This window comes from Micromonospora sp. CNZ297 (assembly GCF_007827625.1).
This window is the reverse complement of sequence record NZ_VISU01000002.1, coordinates 314,203-337,055: the sequence shown is the minus strand read 5'-3', so window position 1 is coordinate 337,055 and position 22,853 is coordinate 314,203. Positions and strand designations below refer to the sequence as shown.

The following is a 22,853-nucleotide window of genomic DNA, read 5'->3' as shown; positions in this document are numbered from 1 at the left end:
TCCGTTCGCCTCACCTGATCGGCGAACCACCGTCGACCGGGATGGTGTGGCCGTGGATGAAGGACGCGTCGTCGCTGGCGAGGAAGCAGACCGCGCGGGCGATCTCGTGCGGCTCGCCGTACCGGCCGGCGGGCGCCTGCATGGTCAGGTCGTAGAACGGGAAGTCGCTGGTGATCTCCGCGCCCTCGAAGGCGGCGGTCTTGATCACGCCGGGGCCGATGCCGACCGCGCGGATGCCCTGGTGGCCGTAGTCGTAGGCGATCTGCTTGGTCAGCCCGATGACGCCGTGCTTGGCGGTGGTGTACTCCGCGCCGACCTCGCTGGCGACCACGCCGGACGCCGACGACACATTGATCACGACGCCCTTGCCACGCTCCAGCATGTGCGGCAGCGTGGCCTTGGTGGCGAGGAAGACGCCCTTCAGGTCGACCTCCATGACGCGGTCCCACTGGCTGTTCTCGATCTCCAGCAGCGGCACGTACGCGCCGAACACGCCGGCGTTGTTCACCAGCACGTCGATGCGCCCGTACGCGTCGAGGGCGGCGCTCACCATGGCGCGCACCGAGTCCTCGTCGGTGACGTCGGCCGCCACCGCCACCGCGTCGCCGCCGGCTTCCTTGACGCGCATGACTGTCGCCTCGGCGCGTTCCAGGGAGAGGTCGGAGACGACCACCTTCGCGCCCTCGGCGGCCAGCTCGACGCACATGGACATGCCGAGTCCGGAGCCCACCTGGTCGGGGCTGAAGCCGCCGCCCGTCACCAACACCACCTTGTCCGTCAATCCACGCACCGCGCTGTCTCCCGTCTGTCGATGACCGTGCAGCCCGCCTATCGGCCGTTCGACTGAGTGGTACTCACCTTTACGTACAGATTAGCTGGTCAGAGCGGGTGCGCCCACCGTCGTGAGGGCTCGCTGCGGTGTGACGAAGATCGTTTGCGCCGCGCCGGCCCGGAGAGGTAGGGCCAGCACCACCTCCGAGCCGGGGGTCTGCGGGATTACCCACGGCGACGGTCATCGCCAGAATCGGTGACGGAGAGTCGCGTACGGAGCGTGGCTCGCGGCATCGGGGGCGACATGACCACTTCCACGTCGACGGAACCCGCGGCACGGCGGGGCAGCGACTACGCGCGGCTGTCCCGCCGGATCGCCGAGGCGGGACTGCTCGAACGGCGGCCCGGCCGGTACGCGCTGCGGATCGCGCTCACGCTCGGCGCGTTCCTGGCCGGCTGGATCGTGGTGGCGCTCGTCGGTGACTCGTGGTGGCAGGTGCCACTGGCGGTGGTGATGGCGGTGGCCACCACGCAGGTGGCGTTCCTCGGCCACGACGCCGGGCACCGGCAGATGTTCCGCCGGCGCGGGCCGAGCGAGGCGGCCGGATTGGTCGCCGGCAACCTCGCGGTCGGGCTCAGCTACGGCTGGTGGGTGGACAAGCACAACCGGCACCACGCCAACCCGAACCACACCGACGAGGACCCGGACGTCGGCGCGGGCGCGCTGGTCTGGACGTACGAGCAGGCGATGGCGACGCGCGGCCTGAGCCGGTGGATGGCCCGCCGCCAGGCGTGGCTGTTCTTCCCGCTGCTGCTGCTGGAAGGGCTGGCGCTGCACGTGGCGAGCGTGCAGGCGCTCGTCGGCCGGGAACCGGACGGGCGGTGGCGGGTGCCGATGCGGCACCGGGCCGTGGAGGCGCTGCTGCTCGCCGCGCACGCCGCCGGCTACCTCGGGCTGCTGTTCGCGGTCATGTCACCGGCGAAGGCGCTGCTGTTCGTCGCCGTGCACCAGGGGCTGTGGGGCCTCTACATGGGCTGCTCGTTCGCCCCGAACCACAAGGGCATGCCGATGCCCACCGCCGACGACGAGCTGGACTACCTGCGCAAGCAGGTGCTGACCTCGCGCAACGTACGCGGCGGCCGGTTCGTCGACCTGGCGCTGGGCGGGCTCAACTACCAGATCGAGCACCACCTGTTCCCGAACATGCCGCGCGCCAACCTGCGCCGGGCCCGGCCGCTCGTGATGGCGTACTGCGCCGAGCAGGGCGTCCCGTACGCGGAGACCGGGCTGGTCGAGTCGTACCGGCAGGCGCTGGCGCACCTGCACGACGTAGGCCGGCCGCTGCGCGCGGCCTGAGCGCGGCGGGCCGGGCGGGGGCGAGCGGCGCCCGCCCGGTGGCGTGCGCCCCTTTCGGGAGTGCGCCGCCACGCCGCCGACGGGGGTGGCCGGTAGGGTCGTCGCATGGTGGAGGACGCGCCGCGGTGGTGGCGCGCGGCGCGGCGGGCCGACCGGCCCCGGCCGCGTCACGGGACGACATCGTGCGGAGCTGCGGCATGAGATTCGAGATCAGCAAGGTGCTCGACGCCATCGAGGGTCGGGTCTGCACCGATCCGTCGCTGGCCCGGGCCGTGGTCGACCTGGCCGAGGTGATCCGCTGGCAGAACCTGGACGGCGGCCGTCCGGCCAGCCTGCTGCGACTCGGGATGGTGATCGACGCGCTGTCCCGGCAGATCGGCGAGGACAGCGTCCCGGTCTACGCGATCGTGCACCGGGCGCTGCTGTCCGACGCCGACCTGACCTCGAACGAGCGGATGGTGGTGCGCCGGTGGGCCGACGACGGCCTGGTGGAGGTGCTCGACCAGCCCGGTGACCGGATGCTGGAGGTGGCCGACCTGCTCGGCCTTCCGGTGCTCACCCGGGCGCGGCTGGACGGGCTCGTCGGGCGGTACCCGTGGGTCGGGCAGGCGGGCCGGGTGCTCGCCCCGGTGCCCGGCGCCGGCGGGCCGGTGTTCATCGCGCACGTCGGCGGCGGCCAGGACCCGGCCACCGGCAGTCGCTCACCCGCGGGCGTCAAGGTGCTCTCCCGGAAGTGGCGCTGTCCCGAGCCGGGCTGCGCGCTGTTCGGCGGCGGTGGGGGCGGTGGCGCCTTCGCCGACCTGGCCGCCGTGGACCGGGTGCCGGCCGAGCAGCCGCCGCCCACGCTGCGTACCGGCGCGCCGACCTGCCCCCGGCACGGCGCACGGCTCTCCGACGCCGGCCCGCGCCCGCGTACCGCTGTGCTCGCCGTGCGCATCGGCGGTCTGGTCCGCAAGCGGTTCGTGCTCACCGAGACCGAGCCGGTGGCGATCGGCCGGGCGCCGGACGGCCCGGGTGGGGTGACGCTCGGCCAGTGGCTCAACGACGAGGCCCGGCGCTGGATCAGCCGCAGCCACATCCGGCTGGAGCTGCGGGTGGGCGAGGTGGTGGTCACCGACACCAGCACCAACGGCTCCGGCGTACGCCCCGGTGGTTCGATGGCCGAGCACGAGCGGATCGCGCTGGCGCCGCAGCAGTCCCGGGTGCTCGCCGAGAGCGACCTGATCGAGCTGTACCCGGGCGTGCAGGTGGGCCGCGCGGACGACATGAGCAGCGACGCGAAGTACACCCCGAACTCGGTGATGGCCGAGGCGCCGACCATGGCGATGCGGCTGCCGCGTCCCTGACGGGCACGTGCGAAGGCGCCGGGACCGTCGCGGTCCCGGCGCCTTCTCGCGTACGGAGTCGGTCGCGTACGACCTCAGCCGGCCAGGACGGCGGCGAGCTGCGCCACCGCGTGGTCGATCTCGTCGGCGGTGATCACCAGCGGTGGGGCGAGCCGGATGGTCGAGCCGTGCGTGTCCTTGGCCAGCACGCCCCGCTCCATCAGCCGCTCGCACGCCTGCCGGCCGGTCATCAGCTCCGGGTCGATGTCCAGCCCGGCCCACAGGCCGCGCCCGCGTACCGCCACCAGGCCCTTGCCGATCAGGCCGCGCAGCCCGGCGTGCAGCCGCTCGCCCAGCTCGGCCGAGCGGCGCTGGAACTCGCCGGTGGCGAGCAGCCGGACCACCTCGGTCGCGACCGCGCAGGCCAGCGGGTTGCCGCCGAACGTCGAGCCGTGCTGGCCCGGCTGGAGCACACCCAGCACGTCGCGGTTCGCCGCCACCGCCGACACCGGCACGATGCCGCCGCCGAGCGCCTTGCCGAGCAGGTACATGTCCGGCTCGACGCCCTCGTGCTCGCAGGCGAACGTCGCGCCGGTACGCCCCAGACCCGACTGGATCTCGTCGGCGACGAACAGCACGTTGCGCTCGGTGCAGACCCGGCGCACACCCGGCAGGTAGCCCTCCGGCGGCACCACGACGCCCTGCTCACCCTGGATCGGCTCCAGCAGCACGGCCACCGTGTTCTCGTCGATCGCCGCGGTCAGCGCGTCCAGGTCGCCGTAGGGCACCACTGTGAAACCCGGGGTGTACGGCCCGAAGTCGGCGCGCGCGTCCTCGTCGGTGGAGAAGCTGACGATCGTGGTGGTACGGCCGTGGAAGTTGCCCTCCGCCACCACGATGTTGGCCTGGCCCGGCGTGACGCCCTTGACCTGGTAGCCCCACTTGCGGGCCACCTTGATGCCGGTCTCCACCGCCTCGGCGCCGGTGTTCATCGGCAGCACGAGGTCCTTGCCGCACAGCGCGGCCAGCTCGCGGCAGAAGTCGGCGAACTGGTCGTGGATGAACGCGCGGCTGGTCAGCGTGAGCCGGTCGAGCTGCGCGTGCGCGGCCTCGATCAGCTTCGGGTGCCGGTGGCCGAAGTTCAGCGCCGAGTATCCCGCCAGGCAGTCCAGGTAGCGGCGGCCGTCCACGTCGGTCAGCCAGGCGCCCTCGGCCGACGAGATCACCACGGGCAGCGGGTGGTAGTTGTGCGCCGTGTGACGCTCCGCGTCCCGGACCGCGGACGGAGTCCGCAGCATGTCGTCGATGATCACTTGCTCGCCTTTCCCTGACGGAGTCGCAACGTGCAGCACTTCGGTCCGCCGCCGGCCTTGCGCAGCTCGGACAGGTCGATCCCGATGGTCTCGTAACCCCGGTCGCGCAGCTTCGCGGCCAGGTCGGTGGCCTGCGCGGGCAGCACCACGTGCCGGCCGTCGCTGACCGCGTTCAGGCCCAGCACCTCGGCGTCGGCCATGGTGGCGTGGATCGCGTCCGGGAACAACCGGCGCAGCACCGCCCGGCTGCCGGGGGAGAACGCCTCCGGCAGGTACGCCACGGTGCGCTCGTCGAGCACTGTCAGCGCGGTGTCCAGGTGGTAGAAGCGGGGGTCCACGAGCTGCATGGTGATCACCGGGTAGCCGAAGACCTCCTGGAGCTGCGCGTGCGAGGCGTGCGCGGTGCGGAACCCGGTGCCGGCGAGCAGGTGGTCACCGGCCAGCAGGACGTCGCCCTCGCCCTCGTTGACGTGCTTCGGGTCGTACATCTCGAAGCCGGCGCCCTCGAACCAGGCCCGGTACGCGGGCGCCTCGTCGGCGCGCTGCGGGTCGCGGAACTGCACCGCCATGGCCTTGCCGTCGATCACGGTGCCGCCGTTCGCGGCGAAGACCATGTCCGGCAGGCCGGCGACCGGCTCGATCAGGTCGACCTCGTGGCCCAGGTCCAGGTACGTGCGCCGAAGCTGCTCCCACTGCCGGATCGCCAGGTCGGCGTCGACCGGGGCGGTGGGGTCCATCCACGGGTTGATCGCGTAGTCGACGGCGAAGTACGTCGGCCGGCACATCAGAAAGCGCTGGCGGATGGCGTCCATCGTCATGTCGTGCTCCCAGAGTCGGGCGCGCCCGGCCACCGTCGGCCCACGGGCTGGCGCCGTGGTCCAACGTTATGCGGCCCGGGTAGACGACATCCACCGCGGGAAGTTGCGTTGAGCAGCGAATCGTTGCGTTGAATCGGTCAGCAGCGAGTGATCGTTGCGCCGACCCAGGACACACTTCGGGGGCGGCGAACCGCCGCCCCCGAAAGAGGTGTTGCCCGGCCGGTGAACCACCGGAACTGATCGGGCTGGCCGGCCCTGCCGGCGATCGGGACAGTGCCCGTCAGAACCAGTTGCCAAACTGTGAGTCGAGCCACTCGCGGAAGCGGCCCACCCAGTCGCCGTCGGTGGTCGGCCAGTCGAACTGGCCGGTCATCGCCACGATGCCGAGCACCACGGCGGCCAGGCCGACAGCGATGCCGATCAGCGCGTCGGTCTTGCCCGCCACGTGCCGGCGACGGGTGGCGATCAGGCCCAGCACCGCCAGCACGGCGCCGACCGCGCCGACGCCGATGCCGTACCCGGCGAGCGTGCCGGAGAGCACGAACAGCGCCCCGACGACCGAGACGATCAGGCCGAGCGTGGCGAGCAGGCTGGCCCGGGGACGCTTGGTGGTGTACGGCTCCGGCCGGTCCACCCGGCCGTCGCGGTCGGTGTCCGTACCGTCGGGGCGGCCGTCCCGGTCGAGGTCGGTGCGGTCCGGACGGCCGTCGCGGTCCAGGTCCACGGTGCGCTCGGCGGCGGGCGCCGCGCCGACGGTCCGGGCGTCGGTCACCGGAGCGGTCCGCGTGTCGGCGTCCACCCGGCGGCCGGTGACCGCGCGCGCCGCCGCGCCCCGGTCCGCCGCCCGTCGCCGCGCCTCCGCGTCCCGCTCGTCGTCGGCCGCCGCGATCCGGGCGTCGGTCGCCGTGGGCGTCCTCCGGCCGTCGGCGGTCGTCGCGCCGAGGTCGCGCGCGTCCCGGTCGGTCGCCGCGTCCCGGGCGCGCTCGTCGTCGGTCGCGGTGGCGGCGCTGCGGTACGTGGTCCGCTCCTCGTCGCGGTCGGTGACCACGGGCCGGCCGGCCGGCTGCTCGGCGGTCCGGTCGCGCTCGTCGACCACGCCGTCGCCGTTGGTATCGGTACTGGTCGCCGGAGAGTTCCGGCGGGACAAGATCTTCACGATGGCACCTCCTGATCCAGGCGCGGAGGCCGCGCATGACAAGCAGGAAGTACCCAGGGGTGCCGAAATCGACACCCCTGGGTTCGCTCCGCACGCTCAGGCGTGCCGTCCGGTCACGACACCGTGCGTGACCACTGCTGGTTGGTGCCCGCACCGCAGGTGTACTGCTGGACGTCCGCGCCGTCGCCGGTGCCGGCGTTGACCACGTCCAGGCACTTGCCGCTGTGCCGGGCCCGCAACTGGAACCAGCCGCCGAGCGCGGCCCACTGCCACTGCTGGTTGGCGCCGCTGCCGCAGGTGTACTGGATGATGTTGGCGCCGTCGGCGGTGGACGCGTTAGCGACGTCGAGACACTTGCCGCTCGCCGCGTTGACGAGGCGGAACCAGCCGCCACCGGCGTCCTGGAACTCCCACCTCTGGTTGCCGCCGCCGTTCCAGCCCCACTGCTTGACCTCGGCGTTGTTCGCCGTGGAGCCGTTGATCACGTCGAGCACCCGGCCGCTGTGCCGGGCGGTGACGCGGTAGTACGTGGGCGAGTTGCCGGTGACCGTGCCCGCCGCCGTGTCGACGGTGACTGACGGATACCAGGTCAGGCTCATGCTGGTGGCGGTCGGGAAGGCGATCGGCAGCCACACGTACTGGGAGTCGTTGGCCGGCCCGCCCCAGGCGCCGGCCCACCTGTCACCCAGATAGAGGTAGCTGGTGCCGGACGTGCCCTGGATCGGCAGCACGAAGGCCGGCTGGGAGTTGAAGGTGGTGCCGTTGCCCACGTCGGTCCAGCCGCTCCACGGTCCCGAGATGCTCGGCGCGGTGGCGTACCGGGCCTGGTTCGGGCTCCAGCCCGTCGCCCCCGAGGTCAGCAGGAAGTACGTGGAGCCCCGCTTGAACATCGCCGGCGCCTCACGGTGCGCGCCGTCCCAGAAGTTGCCCACCAGGGCGGCGACGTTGAGGTAGTCCGAGGTGAGCCGGTAGATGTTCAGGTCGTAGTTGTCGTCGGCCGCCGAGATCATGTACGCGGTGCCGTTGTCGTTGTAGAGCGTGATGTCGCGGGACATGTGCTGCCCGAGCGGCCGGAAGCTGCCGTGGTACGTGTAGTTCCCGTCCACGGTGGCCGACGAGGCGACAGCGGCCCGCGCCTCGTTGTAGTCGGACCCGTTCTCCTTGTGCATCCACATCACGAACCGGCCGGTGCCCGCGTTGTAGACGACCTTCGGCCGCTCGATGTTGGCGACCCGCAGCTCCGCGGCCGACGACTGGGTGAGCACGTTGTTGCGGAACTCCCAGGTGCGCAGGTCCGTGGAGCGGTAGACGGAGACCGCCCGGAACGTGTTGTCCGGGTTGCGGTTCTCGCCGAACCAGTAGTAGTAGTCGCCGACCTTGAGGACACCGCCGCCGTGGGCGTGCACCACGGCGCCGCTCGTGTCGGTGAACTGGGTGCCGTTGGTGACTGTCACCGGCGCCGCCAGCGCACCCGCTGCCGGTCCCACCACCGTCGCCGCGAGGGCCACTGCGAGCGCCAGCCCCGCCGCGAGGAGGCGGCCGGTGCCGCCGTGCCGTGCCGTCCACCACATGCCGGTCACCGCCCGCAGACCGGCGTGATGGCGGCGGGCGTCGCGCTCGTCGCCACGAGCAGGCCGAACGTCGTCGAAGCACCCGGCGCCAGCGTCCCGTTCCAGGAGGCGTTGCGGACCTCGGCGTCCTGGCCGGAGCCCTCGGCCACCCCGCCCCAGACCGACTGGATGCGCTCGTCACCGGACCACCGCCACGAGACGAGCCAGCCCGGGACCGGCTCGGTGCCGTCGTTGCGCACCGTCACCGTGGCGACGAAGCCACCGCCCCACCTGCTGTCGATCGTGGCCGTCGCGGAGCAGAGCGACAGCGTGCGCGCCGGTCCGCCGATCACGTACGGATCCCGTACGCCCTTGGTGTCGCCGAACCGGAACCAGTACGCGGTGCCCGGGGTCAGGCCGCCGACTGTGACAGTGCCCGACCGTTCCGGCCCGGTGACCGCCTCGGCCACCGGGTCGCGCCACCCGGTGGCGTCCTCGCGGCTGGCGAAGAGGCTGACGACCAGCGGCGGGTCGTATCCGCAGGGCGGGCTGAGCACCATCCAGTAGGTGATGGTGATGCTGGTCGTGGTGGCCCCGGTCACCTGGCCGCTGACCGGCAACGCCGGCGGGCACGCGAACGTGGGCGTCGGGGTCGGCGTCGCCGCAGTGGTGAGCGTCGTCGTCGTGGTGGCGGGCGACCGGTCGGCGCCGGCCGAGGCGGCCAGGCCGGTGAGGGCGAGGGCGGCGGCCAGTGCCGCGCCGAGCGTACGGAGCATCTGTCTCTCCCGAGCTGGGGGCGCCGGGGGCGGTCGGCGCCGGAGTGGTGGTGGACCGCGATGTCGCCGCCGTGACGGCACGGCGGAGCGCCGGAGACGACTGCCCGGCACCGGGGTGGCGCATCACCCCGCGCTTGTCCCTCCGGCGAGATCGAGCGGCTCGCACTGGCTCCCGAGCGCTGCCGCCGCCAGTCTTTCAGTCGACGAACATCGATTCAATGTCGTCCCAGGACCCGACGTCGCCGGCGGTCCGATCCGCTGGCTACGCTTGGTCGTTGTGCCAGAGGGACACACCATCCACCGCCTCGCCGCCCGGCACGCCGAGCTGTTCGCGGGCGACAAGGTGCACGCCGACAGCCCGCAGGGGCGCTTCGCCGAGGGCGCGGCCCGCCTGAGCGGCACCGTCCTGGACGGCACCGAGGCGTACGGCAAGCACCTGCTGCACCACTACGCGGGCGAGTTGACGCTGCACGTACACCTGGGTCTGTACGGGAAGTTCGCCGACGGGCCGGGGGAGCCGCCGGCCCCGGTCGGGCAGCTGCGGCTGCGCCTGCACAGCGATCGGCACTGGCTGGAGCTGCGCGGCCCGACCGCCTGCGAGCTGCTGACCCCGCCCGAGGTGGCGGCGCTGCGCGACCGGCTCGGGCCGGACCCGCTGCGCGCCGACGCCGACCCGGACCGGGCGTACGCCCGGATCCGCCGCAGTCCCACCCCGCTGGCCGCGCTGCTGCTCGACCAGTCGGTGGTGGCCGGCACCGGCCTGATCTTCGTGACCGAGGCGCTGTTCCGGGCCGGCCTGCCGCCGCTGCTGCCCGGCCGGGAGCTGACGCCGGCCGGCTGGGCCGAGCTCTGGGCGGACCTGGTGATGCTGATGACCCGCGCGGTCGAGCGGGGCCGCATCGACACCGTGCGCGACGCCGACCTGCCGGAGGTGACCGGCCGTGCGCCGCGCGTCGACAGGCACGGCGGCGAGGTGTACGTCTACCGCCGCCCCGGCGCGCCCTGCCACGTCTGCGGCACCCCGGTCAGCCGGGGCGCGCTTGCCGGGCGCAACCTCTACTGGTGCCCCACCTGCCAGGCGGGCTGAGTCACATCTCGTCGAGCAGCCAGCGGGCCGCCTCGACGTTGCCGGGGAAGACCTGGTCGCCGCCGATGCTCCAGGCCACCGTCTGGCCGATCGCCCAGCCGCGTACCCGCTCCCGGTCGAGGCCCAGCTCGGCGCTGAGCCGGTCGAGCCGGTGCCGCACCGCCGCCGGGGAGTGACCCAGCTCGGCGCCGCGCACGAGTGGCACCACCGTGAACTCCCGCTCGCCGACCAGCGGCTTCGGGTCGATCACCAGCCACGGTTCGCGCCCGGCGGCCAGGATGTTGCCGGCGTGCAGGTCCTGGTTGACGAGCACCTGCTCACCCTGGCTCGGCGCCAGCTCGGCGAGCAGCCCGAGCGCGGTGTCGAGCAGGCGCCGCTCGTACGGGCGGCCGGCCCGTCGCCAGTTACCAGGCATCCGCTCCGCCCAGCCGGCCGCCTCCTCGGCCAGCGGCGTGAACGGTTCACCGGCCGGCACCGCGAGCCCTGGTAGCAGGCCGACCGCGACGTCGAGCGCCGCGTCGGCGGCCAGCGAGTGCAGCGGCGTGCCGGGGTCGCACCGCTCGACCAGCAGTGCGCGCCGATCGGCGTCGTGCCCGAGCAGCCGGATCGCGCCGCGCCCGTCCCAGTGCGCCAGCGCCGTTGCCTCGTGGACGCTGTCGTCGTCCGGGTATTGGAGCTTCAGCACCGCCCGGGTGCCGTCGGGGAGTGTCGCGGGCAGCGCCAGTGAGGCGAACGCGTACGCGAACGGCGGGCCGACCGTCAGCTCCCACCGCGCGACGCAGTGGGCCAGCCGGCCGGGCAGCTCCGCGAGCCACGCCCGGCCGGCCTCGGTCTGCTCGACCCAGCGCAGCCCGTCAGGAATGTCGCACCGCATCCGGACATCCTGACCGGTGCGGCGACGATCCGCTGTCCCGGGCCGGGTCTCGCCGGTCTGCGGTCTGCGGTCAGCGCAGCCGGCGGATGTCCCCGTATGCGCGGTAGAAGCCGCCCCGGCCGGACTCGCGGACCTCGGTGACCAGGTAACGCGCGCCCGGCTCCCGGATGCCCTTGGGGAACTGCACCGACCAGTCCCGCCGGTAGCCGTCGGCGAGGACGTGGACGCGCAACCGGCCGCCCTGCTCGACGCACTGCACCAGCACGCCGTCGCGGTCGTCGGTGGTCACCTCGACCGAGGTCCAGGCGGCCGTCTCGGGCATCCGGGCCGGCGCCTTGACGTCGACCACGTCGGGCACGCTGCCCGCCTCGGCCGCCCGGATCGCCGCCTCGCTCGCGTCGATGCAGGCCAGGTAGCCGCTCGTGGTGACCACGTAGAGCCGGTTGTCGTGGTACTGCATCGAGTACGCCGAGCCGCAGCCGGTGCCGAGCTTCCACAGCCGGTTGCCGGCCTGGTCGAAGCAGTAGATCGAGGAGGCGCTGTCACCGGCGAACACGTACCGGCCGCCCTCGGCGGTGGCGCAGGAGAAGACCGCGGCGTCGCAGTGGTAGACCTGCTCGGCCCGGCCGTCCTTGCGCAGGCGCACCACCTCGCGGGTGCCGGTGCCGGCGAAGACGGCGTCCCGCTCCTGCCAGCCGAAAAGGACGGCGCCGGTGCCGGTGTGCCACAGCTCGCGCCCGGTGCGCCAGTCGTAACCGGTGACCCCCTGCGAGTGGCCGTGGTAGAGCGCGTCGGCGTCGCAGCGCACCATCCACGCCGACCGGCCCCGCCCCGGCCGGCGCCAGAGGAACTCGTCCTCGTGGTCGATCGCGGAGATGCCGCCGTCGCGGTCGGACACGCCCAGTACGCCGTCGTGGATGTCGAGCCAGTAGATGTCGATCTCGGGCGCGATCGCGTACGCCGCGCGCGGCACCTTGCCGGACAGGTCGTAGACGTTGCCGTCGTCGCAGCCGGCGTAGACCCAGGCGTCGTCGGCGACGATGCACTTCACCCCGTCGGGCAGCCGGACCTGGTTGACCAGCAGGGCGTCGTGGTCGAGCGTGGTGATCACGCCGTGCTCGTTGCCGACCATGCAGTGCCTGTCGTCGACGAAGATGCCGAAGGCGGGCGCGCCCGAGGCGTACCGCCAGAGGACCGGGGCGGTGCGGGCGGTCGAGCGGGTGCTGACGATCTGCCGGCGCGACACCGTCCGCTTCTGGCGTACGCCGGGCACCGCCGGGGCGTACCCCTTGCGGACCTTCTCGCCGATCTTCTTCGCGGCGGCGGCGCGGGCGCGGGTGTTGTCCGGGTAGGTGCTCGTCTTCACCTGGCCCTGGTCGCCGATCCGCCCGTAGCGCACTGTCATCGCGGTGTCGTCGACCACCACCTCGTAGAACTTGTGCGCTCCACCATCCACTTCGGACAGTTCGAGGTAGGTCGTCTCCTGGGACATGGGGGTATACCTCCGAGGGGAAGTGCCGAACCGGCAACGCGCACACGCTAACCCCCGGCACCGACAAACCCGGGTGTCGGTGTTAAGAAGGGGCCCTTCCTCTACCGGAGGCGTTAATAGGGGGCCCTTCCTTACACGGCGGCGAGGGCGTCGACGGCCTTGCGGGCGGCGATCAGCACCGGATCCCACACCGGGGCGTACGGCGGCGCGTACCCCAGGTCGAGCGCCGTCATCTCGTCCACTGTCATGCCGTTCCACAGTGCCACCGCGAGCGCGTCGATCCGTTTGGCCGCCTCGGACCAGCCGACGATCTGCGCCCCGAGCAGCCGCCCGCTGGGCCGCTCGGCGATCAGCTTGACCGTCATCGGCCGCGAGCCCGGGTAGTAGCCGGCCCGGTTCGTCGACTGGGCCAGCACTGTGACGAACTCGAAGCCGGCCTCCCGCGCGTCCCGCTCGCGCAGCCCGGTGCGGCCCACCTCCAGCTCGCAGACCTTGGTGACGGCGGTGCCGATGACGCCGGGGAAGGTGGCGTACCCGCCGCCGATGTTGATGCCCGCGATCCGGCCCTGCTTGTTGGCGTGCGTGCCGAGCGGAATGTGCACCGGCATGCCGCTGACCCGGTGCAGCGACTCGACGCAGTCGCCCGCCGCCCACACGCCGGGTACGCCCGGCACCCGCATCCGGCGGTCGGTACGGACCGCCCCGGAGGGGCCGATCGGCAGGCCGGCGGCCTCGGCGAGCGCGGTGTTGGGGCGTACGCCGAGACCCAGCACCACGACGTCGGCCGGGATCGGCCCCTCGTTCGTGACCACCGCGGAGATCCGGCCGTCCCGCTCCTGGAGACCGGTGACCTGAAGGCCGGTGCGGACGCCGATGCCGGTCGCGCGCATCGCGTCGGCCACCAGCTCGCCCATGTCCGGGTCGACTGTCGACATCGGCTGGTCGGCCTGCTCCACGAGCTGGACGGAGAGCCCGCGCTGCACGAGCGCCTCGGCCATCTCGACGCCGACGTAGCCGCCGCCGACGACCACCGCGCGCCGGGGCCGGGGCTCGCGTTCGAGCCAGCCGATCAGCGCCGCGCCGTCGTCGAGCGTCTGCACGCCGAACACCCCTGACACGTCGTCGCGTGCCCAGTCCGGCTGCACCGGGGACGCGCCGGTGGCGTACACCAGGGTGTCGAAACCGGCGCGGACCTCGCCGCCGCCGTCCAGGTCACGCGCGAGGATCTCGCGGCGGTCCAGGTCGATGGCGGTGACCTCGTGCCGGGTGCGGACCTCGATGCCGAAGTCGTCGCGGAAGGTCTTCGGGTCGCGGGCGATCAACTCGTCCCGCTCCTCGACCAGGCCGCTGACCCAGTAGGGGATGCCGCACGCCGAGTAGGAGGTGAAGTGCCCGCGTTCGAACGCGACGATCTCCAGCTCGGACCGGTCGCGGCGGCGACGCGCCTGCGACGCCGCCGACATCCCGGCGGCGTCGCCGCCGATGACGATCATGCGCTCGGCCACGTCGCCCATCCTGTCACGCCGGGCCACGGCCGCGTGGCCGCTCAGCCACGGGTCTGCCGCGCCACGTCCGCGACCACGTCGACGAGGCTGCCGGTACGCGCGAACACCGCCCGCTGTCGTGCCGCGCCGCTGCCGTGCCGGCGCAGCCCGCCCAGCAGATCGGTCACCCGGTCCAGGTCGCCGTGCCGTTCCAGTTCCGGGCGCAGCCGGTCGACGAGCCGGTCCAGCAGCTCCCAGGCCGGGCGCAGCTCACCGTCGGTGAGGTCGACGCCCTCGCCCTCCAGCCCGTCGTGGGCGGCCCGCCAGTGCGCCGCCACCAGCAGGTGGTGGTCGGTGTTGACGGCCGGGCGGCCGGCGGCGATGTCGGTGAGCGCGGTCGCGACGAGCGCGCGGACCAGCGCCGCCACCAGCACCGCGTCGTCCACCGACGGGCAGACGTCGCCGATGCGGATCTCCACCGTGGGGTACTTCGCGGACAGCCGGGCGTACCAGTAGAGCATCCCCTCGTCCAGCATCACACCGCTGGCGATGAGCTGCCGGATCAGCCGCTCGTAGTGCTCGTGCGACTCCAGGTACGGGGTGGGCGCGACCGACGGCCAGCGTTCCCACTCCACCGAGCGCCAGCTCGCGTACCCGGTGTCCTCGCCCCGGGAGAACGGGGAGTTGGCGGTGACCGCGTGCAGGATCGGCAGCCAGGGCCGGACGTGGTTGAGCACCTGCACACCGGTGTCCGGATCGGGGATCCCGACGTGGATGTGCATGCCGTTGTTGCCGGGACCGGGCACCAGCAGCCGGAACCGTTCGATCATCCGGTCGAAGCGCGGCTTGTCCACCACCGGCGGCACCGGCCCGTCGACCGGCCCGGTGCCGATCGCGAGCAGCCGTACGCCGGCCCGCTCGGCCGCGTCGGCCAGTTCGGCGCGCAGCATCGACAGCGAGTGCCGGATCGAGGACAGGTCCAGCCCGGGCGGGCTGCCGATCTCGATCTGGCTGGTCTGGAACTCGCGTTCCACCTGACCGCGCAGCTCGGCCGGCACCTGCTCCATGACCAGGTCGACGGCGGGTACGGCGGTCCCGGTGTGCGGGTCGGCGAGCAGGAACTCCTCCTCGACGCCGACTGTCAGCAGGTCGGTTCCGCCCGATGCGGCGCTCCGCTCCCGCTCCGCCACTGAGCCACTCATCGTCACCACCGTCTCCTCCGGACCGCTCGCGGCACCGTGCCGCGTGGTCGAGGACCTGTTACCCACCGTGTCCGTTTGGGGAAACGTGCCGCTGGGTGTGTCGGCGCCGGTTCGCCCGAACGGGTCGTGCCGCCGGTGGGCGTGCACGGGCCCGCGGGGCGTGACACGGCGGGCTAGGGTGGCCGTGTGACGGGGATGCTGGCGGTGCTGACGGGAGCGTGGGCGTACGCCCTCGCCCTGTTCGCCGACCGGCCGGCCGGGCTGATCGCCGGTGCGGCCGTCGTCGCCGCGCTGCTGCTCGCCACCCTGCTCGCGCTGCGGGTCCGCGCGCTGCCCACGCCGCCCGGCACCCGGTTCGCCGCCGCGCTGCGAGCCCGCGCCCGCCGTCGCGGGGTGCCCCGGCAGGTCGACCCGGACGCACCGGGGCGTCCGCGCCCCCGCGCTCCCGGCCTGCACCCCTCGGCCGCGTAGCCACCTTCTTCCGGCCCGCGCCGGCGGGCCGGTAGATCCCTCCATCCCGGCTTCCGCGGCCGATTCCGTCGTCATCCGTCCCGCCGTGCGGCACGTCGCCGCCCGGGACACCCGGAATCGCCATCGAGGGGTCCACCCATGCTCGCCTTCGCACCGTTGCACTCCGCGGCCTCGGCCGCGGCCACAGTCGTCACCTGGCTCGCCGACGTGCTCGCCCCGCTCACCGGCGGCGCCGCGACTGCGGCCGCCATCGTCCTGTTCACAGTCGCCGTCCGGCTGCTGATCTCCCCGCTGACAGTGGCCCAGGTCCGCGGGGAGCGGCGTCGCACCGCGCTCGCTCCCGAGGTACGGGAACTCCAGCGCTGGTACGCCGACGACCCGGCCCGCCTCCAGAGCGAGCTGTTCGCGCTCTACCGCAACGCCGGGGCCAGCCCGGTCGCGGGCTGCCTGCCGGCGCTGTTGCAGGCGCCGTTCTTCCTGGTCATGTACCGCCTGTTCGCCACCGGTGACGGCGCGCCGGAGCTGCTGGGGGAGCGGCTCGCCGGCGTACCGCTGGGGTGGCACCTCGGCGACGGCCTGGCCGGCCCGGTGCCGCTGGTGTTCGGCGTGCTGCTGGCCGCGCTGCTCGCGCTGGCCTGGTGGTCGTCGCGGCGGATGCGCCGGGCGGCGGCCGCCACCGGCACCGTGGCCGGGACGCCGGCCGAGGGTCCGGGCGCGGCGGTGCTCGGGCGGGTGCTGCCGCTGCTGCCGTACGGCACGGTGCTGGTGGCGCTCGTGGTGCCGCTGGCGGCGGTGCTCTATCTGGTCACCACCACGGCGTGGACCGCGCTGGAGCAGGTGGTGCTGCGCCGGCCGCAGCCGGCGGCGGCCATCGACAAGCGTTGACAAGTGCGGGGGCGGGCGCGTAGAAATCGCTCTCAGAGAGCGCTCTCCCGGACCCGTCCCCGCAGAGAGGCACCCCGAATGAATCCGATCCCGGCGGCCCCGGCCGCCTCCGCCACCGTGCCCCGAACACGCCGCCGGCTCGCCCTGGCCGCCGGTGTCCTCGCGCTCACCACAGCGCTCGCGGGCGTCTCGATGACCGCCCAGGCCGCGGTGCCCCCGACACCGTCCGGGTGGAGCCTGGTGTGGAGCGACGACTTCACCGGCTCCGCCGGCACGCTGCCCTCGTCCGCCAACTGGATCATCGACACCGGCACCGGCTACCCGGGCGGCCCGGCCAACTGGGGCACCGGCGAGATCCAGACCTACACGTCCAGCACCGCGAACCTGGCCCACGACGGCTCGGGCAACCTGCGCATCACGCCGTTGCGGGACTCGGCCGGCCGCTGGACCTCGGCCCGGATCGAGACGGTACGGGCGAACTTCAAGCCGCCGTCGGGTGGTGTGCTGGCCCTGGAGGGCCGGATCCAGATGCCGAACGTGACGGGCGCGGCGGCGTCCGGGTACTGGCCGGCGTTCTGGGCGCTCGGCTCGCCGTACCGGGGCAACTACCAGAACTGGCCGGGCATCGGTGAGTTCGACGTGATGGAGAACGTCAACGGGATCAACTCGGTCTGGGGCGTGCTGCACTGCGGCGTCGCGCCGGGCGGCCCGTGCGGGGAGTTCAACGGCATCGGCGCCTCCCGGGCCTGCCCGGGCAGCACCTGCCAGTCGGCGTTCCACACCTACCGGTTCGAGTGGGACGCCTCGACCAGCCCGCAGCAACTGCGCTGGTACGTCGACGGCCAGCTCTTCCACACCGTCGGGCAGAACCAGATCGGTGAGCCGTACTGGAGTCAGATGACCAACCACGCCGGTTACTTCCTGCTGCTCAACGTGGCGATGGGCGGCGGCTTCCCGGACGGCGTGGCCGGCTCCGCGACGCCCACCGCGTCGACCGTGCCCGGCCGGTCGATGCTCGTCGACTACGTGGCCGTCTACACCCGCGGCGGCGGGAGCAACCCGTCGCCGACGCCGACCACGCCGCCGCCGGGCGGGGTGCGCGACGCGTACGCGACGATCCAGGCCGAGTCGTTCAACGCGCAGAACGGCGTGCAGGTGGAGACGTGCGCCGAGGGCGGCCAGGACATCGGCTGGCTCGCCAACGGCGACTGGGCCCGCTACGACAACGTCGACTTCGGCTCGACGCCGCCGCGCGACTTCGTGGCCCGGGTCGCCTCCGGCGCGGCGTCCGGCGTGAGCGGGCTGGTGGAGGTCCGGGTGGACAGCCCGACCGCGCCGCCGATCGGCAGTTTCGCGGTAGGCAACACCGGCGGCTGGCAGACCTGGCGCTCGGTGCCCGGCAACGTCGGCGCGGTGACCGGGCGGCACACGGTCTACCTGACGTTCAGCAGCGGCCAGCCGTCCGACTTCGTCAACGTCAACTGGTTCACCTTCCGCCGCTGAGTGCGGCCGGGACGCGGCCCGGACCCCCTCCGGGGTTCGGGCCGCACCGGTGCTGGACAGAAACAGTTAACACTCTTAATAATAGGCGCACGTCGACGGTTGTGAATCCCTCTCCACCCCCGCCCGTCCCCTGGAGGACGCCGTGAGACTCCGCCCCCGCCTGGCGACGCTCGCCGCCGCGCTGACCACCGCCGTGGTCGCCGGTGCCCTGCTCGCCGCGCCACCCGCCTCCGCCGCCACCGCCGCGTTCGTCCGCACCTCCAGCTGGAGCAGCGGGTACGAGGCCCGGTTCACAGTCACCAACGACAGCTCCGCCGCGATCTCCTCGTGGAACGTCCAGTTCGACCTGCCGTCCGGCAGCACGCTCGGCTCGTTCTGGGACGCCCGGCTGACCACCTCCGGCCAGCACGTCACAGCCGTCAACCAGTCCTGGAACGGCGCGCTCGCCCCGGGCGCCAGCACCAGCTTCGGCTTCGTCGTCAGCGGCACCGGCGACCCGGTGAACTGCACGGTCAACGGCGCCTCCTGCACCGGCGGCGGCAACCCCGGCAACCCGGGCGCACCGGCCACGCCGGGCGGGCTGCGGGTCACCGGCACCACCGCGTCCGCCGTCTCGCTCGCCTGGAACGCGGTCTCCGGCACCGTCACCGGCTACCGGGTGTACGAGGGCGGCACGGTCAAGGCCACAGTCACCGGCACCTCGGCCACCGTCTCCGGGCTGGCCGCGTGCAGCGGGCACAGCTACACCGTGGCCGCGTACAACGGCACCGGCGAGTCGGCGAAGTCGGCGGCGGTCGCGGCCACCACCAGCGGCTGCACCGGCGGCGGTGGCGCGATGGCCGCCGCGCCGTACCTCTACCCGGGCTGGGGCGATCCGCCCGCGCCCGCCACCGTGATGGGCGCGACCGGCGTCAAGTGGTTCACCATCGCGTTCGTGCTCTCCGGCGGCGGCTGCACCCCGGCCTGGGACGGCAGCGGCCCGCTGACCGGCGGCACGCATGCCGCCACCATCGCCGCGATCAAGGCGGCCGGCGGCGACGTCATCCCGTCCTTCGGCGGCTGGAGCGGCAACAAGCTCGGCCCGAACTGCTCGTCCGCCGCTGCCCTGGCCGGCGCGTACCAGCAGGTCATCAACGCGTACGGGCTGAAGGCGATCGACATCGACATCGAGAACAGCGACGAGTTCGAGAACGAGGTGGTGCAGGACCGCATCCTGGACGCCCTGAAGATCGTCAAGCAGAACAACCCGGGGATCAAGACGATCATCACGTTCGGCACCTCGACCACCGGGCCGTCGTACTACGGCACCCGGCTGATCAACCAGGCGGCGGCCAAGGGCGCCGGGATCGACGTGTTCACCATCATGCCGTTCGACTTCGGCGGCGGCGCGAACATGTACCAGAACACCGTGAACGCGGCCGAGGGCCTGAAGACCGCGCTGCGCAACGCGTTCGGCTGGTCGGACGCCACCGCGTACGCGCACATGGGCCTGTCCGGCATGAACGGCCTTTCCGACCAGCAGGAGCTGACCTCGCCGGCCACCTGGACGCAGATCCGCGACTGGGCGAAGGCGCGCGGCCTGGCCCGGTTCACGTTCTGGTCGGTCAACCGGGACCGGCCCTGCCCCGGCGGCGGCGTGGTCGCCAACTGCTCCGGCATCGCGCAGAACACCTGGGAGTTCACCGGCATCACCGCGGGCTTCTGACCCGCGCGGCGGTCAGCGCCCGGTGGTCACCGACTGCCGGGCGCGCCGCCGGCGCACCTTCTTCACCGCCCAGCTCACGATCATGAAACCGAAGACGGCGAAGATCGCGTAGTTGAACCACTGGCTGTACTTGTCGACGTCCTCCCACCGCGAGCCCAGGGTGAACCCGGCGCCGACGATCAGGGCGTTCCACACCCCGCTGCCGAGCGTGGTGAGCAGGATGAACTCACCGAGCGGCATCCGGTTCGCGCCGGCCGGGATGGAGACCAGGCTCCGGACCACCGGCACCACCCGGCCGATCAGCACCGCCCACCGGCCGTGCCGCTCGAACCAGCGGTCGGCCTTCTCCAGATCCTGCAGGTCGACCAGCGGGATGTGGTCCAGCCAGCGCTTGAGCCGCTCCTCGCCGAGCGCCGCGCCGAGCCAGTAGAGCACCAGCGCGCCGAGCAGCGAGCCGACCGTCGCGGCGACCACGATGAACACCACGTTGAACCGGCCCTCGGCGGACAGGTAACCGGCCATCGCCAGCACGATCTCGCTCGGGATCGGCGGGATGATGCTCTCCAGCGCCACCAGCAGCGCCACGCCGACCGCGCCGAGCGAGTCGATCACGCTCGCCACCCAGCCGGTCAGCCCGGTGAACTGGTTCGGGTCGACGTCCTGGGCCAGGGCCATGGGGGTCCTTCCACGCGAGAGCCGGAGATCCGAAGGTGTTACCCGGACCGGCGGCTGTCACACCTGTGACTCAGCCCTCCGGGTGCAGCGCGGCGTCCGCCGGACCCCGCCGCCAGCCGGTGAAGCGGACCAGCAGGCCGCCCCGGCTGGGCGAGCAGCAGTACGGCCCGGCCGACGCCTGCGCCGCCGGATCGAGTGGGGCGACGCGGACCAGCCGCCACGGCTCGTCCTCGCACCGGGCCCGCACGGTGAGCGCGTCGCCGGCCCGGCTCACCCGGACCGTCACCTCCCGGCCCGACCACGGCGGCACCGGCGCCACCGACCAGTCGGAGAACTCGTCGGTGACCACGGCGCCCACCTGCGGCGAACCGTCGCTCACCTCGACCCCGGCCTTGGTCCACCGCCGCTTGTCCACCCGGACCAGCACGCCGGCCTGGTCGAACTGGGCCGAGTAGTCGAGGACGAACGACACCTCCACGGCGCTGCCCGCCGGGAACGGCGCGAGCAGTGCCGAGCCGTCGTCGTGCACGAAGCCGTAGCTGGTGCGCCGCCAGAAGTCGCTGCCGCCGTGCGGCTCGACCAGCAGGCCGCCGTCGACCGGCTCGGCCCGCTCCGGCGGGTTCAGCCAGGTGCCGGCGGACCAGTCGTACGCCTCCTCACTCATCCCGGCACCGTACCGGGTTTGCCGCCGCGCGCGTTCGGAGAAGTAGTCCTCGCATGGGTGACAGGTGGTATCAGGAGGCGGTCGTCTACTGCCTCGACGTCGACACGTACGCGGACTCCGACGGCGACGGGGTGGGTGACTTCCAGGGGCTGATCGGCCGGCTGGACTACCTGGCCCGGCTCGGCGTGACCTGCCTGTGGCTGAACCCGATCCACCCCTCGCCGAACGAGGACGACGGGTACGACGCCACCGACTTCTACAACGTCGACCCGCGCCTGGGCACGCTCGGCGACTTCGCCGAGCTGCTGCACCAGGCGAGCAACAGGGGCATCCGGGTGATCATCGACCTGGTGGTCAACCACACCTCGGACCAGCACCCGTGGTTCCAGTCCGCCCGGTCCTCGCCCGACTCGCCGTACCGGGACTGGTACGTCTGGGCCGACCACGAGCCGGACGACCGCCACCAGGGCATGGTCTTCCCCGGCGAGCAGCACGAGACGTGGACCTACGACCGGACCGCCAAGGCGTGGTACTACCACCGCTTCTACAAGTTCCAGCCGGATCTGAACATCGAGAACCCGAAGGTCCGCGCGGAGATCAAGAAGATCACCTCGTTCTGGCTCCAGCTCGGCGTCTCCGGCTTCCGGATGGACGCGGTGCCGTTCATCATCGAGCGCACCGAGCCGGGCAACCCGAACTCGCCGAAGGACTTCGACTTCCTCACCGACCTGCGCCAGCACGTGCAGTGGCGGCGCGGCGACGCGGTCCTGCTGGCCGAGGCGAACGTCGAGCCGGACGAGCTGCCCGTCTACTTCGGCGACGGCAGCGGCTCGGGCAACCGGATCCACATGCTCTTCGACTTCATGCTCAACGGCCGGCTGATGCTCGCCCTGGCCCGGGAGGACCCGGAGGTGATCATCGAGGCGTTGCGCGACACCCCGAAGCTGCCCACCGGCGGCCAGTGGGCGACGTTCCTGCGCAACCACGACGAGATCGACCTGTCCCGGCTCACCGCCGACCAGCGCAACGACGTGCTGGCGAAGTTCGGGCCGGACGAGAACATGCAGCTCTACGGCCGGGGCATCCGTCGTCGTCTCGCGCCCATGCTCGGCAACGACCGCCGGCACATGGAGCTGGCGTACTCGCTCCAGTTCTCGCTGCGCGGCACGCCGGTGCTGCGCTACGGCGAGGAGATCGGCATGGGGGAGAACCTGTCGCTGGACGGGCGCGACGCGATCCGTACCCCGATGCAGTGGTCGTACGCGGACAACGCCGGGTTCTCCACGGCCGAGCCGGAGAAGCTGGTCCGCCCGGTGATCGACAAGGGCGAGTACGGCTACCAGAAGGTCAACGTCACCGCCCAGCGCAAGGATCCGCGGTCGCTGCTCGGCTGGTTCGAGCGGATGATCCGGACGCTGCGCGAGGCGCCGGAGACCGGCTCGGGCAGCACCACCCACATCGACGTGCCGATGCCGCCGGGCGTGCTCGCGCACCGCGCCGACGGTCGTACCGGGACCATGGTCTTCCTGCACAACCTCGGCACCGAAGACGTCGAGGTCGACCTGAGCACGCTGGCGCCGGAGGCGGACCTGCCGATCGACGTGCTCAGCGACCGCAACTACGAGGACGTGGGCAAGCTCGACCGGCTCAAGCTCGGCGGGTACGGCTACCGGTGGATCCGGCTCTGCCGGGGCCACGAGCGGTAGGGGGCGGCGTACCGGCGGGTTAAGCTCCTTCGATCGAGC

20 protein-coding genes are annotated in these 22,853 nt (G+C 72.7%); 8 read left to right on the top strand and 12 right to left on the bottom strand.

What is annotated here, in order from left to right; genetic code table 11:
• Positions 1–10: 10 nt before the first annotated feature.
• Positions 11–790, bottom strand: a complete 780-nt coding sequence (locus FB454_RS05020; protein ID WP_145752995.1) for an SDR family NAD(P)-dependent oxidoreductase — start codon at positions 788–790, stop codon at positions 11–13.
• A gap of 285 nt (positions 791–1,075) precedes the next feature.
• Between FB454_RS05020 and FB454_RS05015 the strand changes: the two genes are divergently transcribed.
• Entirely contained in the window at positions 1,076–2,128 is a 1,053-nt protein-coding gene (locus FB454_RS05015) for an acyl-CoA desaturase (protein WP_145822580.1), read from the top strand.
• 197 nt (positions 2,129–2,325) lie between these two features.
• Positions 2,326–3,474 (top strand): FHA domain-containing protein, encoded by a 1,149-nt coding sequence (locus tag FB454_RS05010; RefSeq protein ID WP_041784533.1) that lies wholly within the window; start codon positions 2,326–2,328, stop codon positions 3,472–3,474.
• Positions 3,475–3,548: 74 nt separating this feature from the next.
• Here FB454_RS05010 and rocD read toward each other — a convergent pair whose 3' ends face one another.
• From rocD to FB454_RS04985, 5 genes are all read right to left on the bottom strand, one after another.
• Positions 3,549–4,763, bottom strand: a complete 1,215-nt coding sequence (gene rocD / locus FB454_RS05005) for an ornithine--oxo-acid transaminase (RefSeq protein ID WP_030271837.1) — start codon at positions 4,761–4,763, stop codon at positions 3,549–3,551.
• Positions 4,763–5,578, bottom strand: a complete 816-nt coding sequence (gene ddaH, locus FB454_RS05000; RefSeq protein WP_030271835.1) for a dimethylargininase — start codon at positions 5,576–5,578, stop codon at positions 4,763–4,765. The genes rocD and ddaH overlap by 1 nt, the downstream gene beginning before the upstream one ends.
• A gap of 286 nt (positions 5,579–5,864) precedes the next feature.
• Positions 5,865–6,740: a thrombospondin gene (locus tag FB454_RS04995; RefSeq protein ID WP_145822579.1), complete on the bottom strand. Its 876-nt coding sequence runs from the start codon at positions 6,738–6,740 to the stop codon at positions 5,865–5,867.
• A gap of 113 nt (positions 6,741–6,853) precedes the next feature.
• Complete coding sequence (locus FB454_RS04990) at positions 6,854–8,311, bottom strand: RICIN domain-containing protein (protein ID WP_145822578.1); 1,458 nt, start codon at positions 8,309–8,311, stop codon at positions 6,854–6,856.
• Positions 8,312–8,316: 5 nt separating this feature from the next.
• Entirely contained in the window at positions 8,317–9,066 is a 750-nt protein-coding gene (locus tag FB454_RS04985) for a cellulose binding domain-containing protein (protein ID WP_145752985.1), read from the bottom strand.
• A 277-nt stretch (positions 9,067–9,343) separates the two neighbouring features.
• On the opposite strand from FB454_RS04985, the gene FB454_RS04980 reads away from it, so the two are divergent.
• On the top strand, positions 9,344–10,153 hold the full coding sequence (locus tag FB454_RS04980) for an Fpg/Nei family DNA glycosylase (RefSeq protein ID WP_013288314.1): 810 nt from the start codon (positions 9,344–9,346) through the stop codon (positions 10,151–10,153).
• Between the two features lies 1 nt (position 10,154).
• Here the strand turns inward: FB454_RS04980 and FB454_RS04975 are convergent, their stop codons facing one another.
• The 4 genes from FB454_RS04975 to FB454_RS04960 form a co-directional block, all read right to left on the bottom strand.
• Positions 10,155–11,027, bottom strand: a complete 873-nt coding sequence (locus tag FB454_RS04975) for an aminoglycoside phosphotransferase family protein (protein WP_145822577.1) — start codon at positions 11,025–11,027, stop codon at positions 10,155–10,157.
• Positions 11,028–11,097: 70 nt separating this feature from the next.
• Complete coding sequence (locus tag FB454_RS04970; protein WP_145822576.1) at positions 11,098–12,519, bottom strand: WGR domain-containing protein; 1,422 nt, start codon at positions 12,517–12,519, stop codon at positions 11,098–11,100.
• Positions 12,520–12,650: 131 nt separating this feature from the next.
• A complete protein-coding gene (locus tag FB454_RS04965) occupies positions 12,651–14,024 on the bottom strand; it encodes an FAD-dependent oxidoreductase (protein ID WP_013288310.1) in 1,374 nt (457 codons plus the stop codon).
• 41 nt (positions 14,025–14,065) lie between these two features.
• Positions 14,066–15,214 carry a carboxylate-amine ligase gene (locus FB454_RS04960; protein ID WP_013475308.1) on the bottom strand — a complete coding sequence of 383 codons (1,149 nt, stop codon included), beginning with the start codon at positions 15,212–15,214 and terminating at the stop codon, positions 14,066–14,068.
• 186 nt (positions 15,215–15,400) lie between these two features.
• Between FB454_RS04960 and FB454_RS04955 the strand changes: the two genes are divergently transcribed.
• The 4 genes from FB454_RS04955 (at position 15,401) to FB454_RS04940 (ending at position 19,769) form a co-directional block, all read left to right on the top strand.
• Positions 15,401–15,676, top strand: a complete 276-nt coding sequence (locus tag FB454_RS04955) for a DUF6412 domain-containing protein (RefSeq protein WP_013288308.1) — start codon at positions 15,401–15,403, stop codon at positions 15,674–15,676.
• A gap of 138 nt (positions 15,677–15,814) precedes the next feature.
• Positions 15,815–16,561, top strand: coding sequence for a membrane protein insertase YidC (locus FB454_RS04950; RefSeq protein WP_145822575.1), 747 nt, complete (start codon positions 15,815–15,817; stop codon positions 16,559–16,561).
• 78 nt (positions 16,562–16,639) lie between these two features.
• Positions 16,640–18,064 (top strand): carbohydrate-binding protein, encoded by a 1,425-nt coding sequence (locus tag FB454_RS04945; protein ID WP_071097899.1) that lies wholly within the window; start codon positions 16,640–16,642, stop codon positions 18,062–18,064.
• A 142-nt stretch (positions 18,065–18,206) separates the two neighbouring features.
• Positions 18,207–19,769: a cellulose binding domain-containing protein gene (locus tag FB454_RS04940; protein WP_071097901.1), complete on the top strand. Its 1,563-nt coding sequence runs from the start codon at positions 18,207–18,209 to the stop codon at positions 19,767–19,769.
• A 12-nt stretch (positions 19,770–19,781) separates the two neighbouring features.
• Here the strand turns inward: FB454_RS04940 and FB454_RS04935 are convergent, their stop codons facing one another.
• Positions 19,782–20,444, bottom strand: coding sequence for a DedA family protein (locus FB454_RS04935; protein ID WP_013288304.1), 663 nt, complete (start codon positions 20,442–20,444; stop codon positions 19,782–19,784).
• Between the two features lie 70 nt (positions 20,445–20,514).
• Entirely contained in the window at positions 20,515–21,108 is a 594-nt protein-coding gene (locus FB454_RS04930; RefSeq protein WP_145822574.1) for a DUF1349 domain-containing protein, read from the bottom strand.
• A 53-nt stretch (positions 21,109–21,161) separates the two neighbouring features.
• Between FB454_RS04930 and FB454_RS04925 the strand changes: the two genes are divergently transcribed.
• Positions 21,162–22,814: an alpha-amylase family protein gene (locus FB454_RS04925; RefSeq protein WP_013475313.1), complete on the top strand. Its 1,653-nt coding sequence runs from the start codon at positions 21,162–21,164 to the stop codon at positions 22,812–22,814.
• The last annotated feature ends 39 nt before the right edge of the window (positions 22,815–22,853 follow it).